Source organism: Arthrobacter sp. Cr_A7, assembly GCF_029222765.1.
In the GTDB taxonomy this organism is placed as follows: Bacteria; Actinomycetota; Actinomycetes; order Actinomycetales; family Micrococcaceae; genus Arthrobacter.
In genome coordinates this window covers 1-892 of the sequence record NZ_JARHXQ010000248.1, presented here as the reverse complement: position 1 = coordinate 892, position 892 = coordinate 1, and the positions used below count along the sequence as shown (strand labels likewise).

The window sequence follows — 892 nt, the reverse complement described above, 5'->3', positions numbered from 1 at the left end:
GGGCTTTGTTTGGTTCGAGGTGTTCAGGGTCTCGGTGCTTTTGCATGTCGCATTTGTAGAACGGTCCGCGTGGGTCGAGGAGCACGCTCATGTGGTGGTCGGCGTGGTCTTTGAACCACACGCTGATTCCGGTGGCCCCGTCGAGTCGTAAGTGTTCCCACGCGCGCCACAGCGCTTCTATTCGGGAGACAGCTTCCGGGTGGAAATACCATTCGATGCACCATTTCGCTGCGCGACCGTCAACATCGCGGACGTAAGTAGGGAGCAGCTGCTCGTGCAGGAACTCTTCGGCAGAGCCGTAAACCAGCTCCGGTGGCTTCTGCTCATCGCCAGCCTTGTCGGCAGGCTCTTCTGCGCTGGTGCTGTGCGCTTCAGCGAATAGGCCGATGTCGATCGTCATGCCCTACTCCCCTACCCGGTCACCCATGGATTTACGACCGGCGCCGCTGCTACCGGTACTGGTTCTTCCTCCGGCTGCGGGCTGTACTTCTTGATTGATGCCTCCACGGCTTCCTTATGTGGTCCTGAGTACCAGGGCATGGTCCGGACCAACGTGGCGGGTGCACCGGAGGCGAGGATCACGGCGCGGCCGCGGTCCAGCTCGGCCAGATTGGAGACATCGAAGATGCGTTCCTTGCTCTCCTGCCGGGAGCGGCTGGACCCGGACTTCCCTGATGAGACGGAAACGTTGATGTAGCTGTAGTCCCCAATCAGGTCCGAGAGTGCGCGGAGGAACCCTTCTTCGGCGACGCCGCCGCCATAGACCTTAACGTTCGCGGCTGACCAGATTTTCCGCATGTTCGCTTCGCCCCAGAGTTCGACGCCCTGGGACCAAGACTGCAGGATGCCCATGACGATCAGGCCCTTGGAACCGTAGTGGCTGAACTGGTCC

At 60.9% G+C, this 892-nt stretch carries 2 protein-coding genes; both read right to left on the bottom strand.

The features are described from left to right. The coding region (locus P2Q66_RS14710; protein ID WP_275729291.1) for a DUF4913 domain-containing protein at positions 1-400 on the bottom strand (400 nt) is incomplete at its 3' end. An 11-nt stretch (positions 401-411) separates the two neighbouring features. Then, positions 412-892 (bottom strand): TraM recognition domain-containing protein (locus tag P2Q66_RS14705; RefSeq protein ID WP_275729288.1); only part of this gene is annotated, 481 nt, incomplete at its 5' end.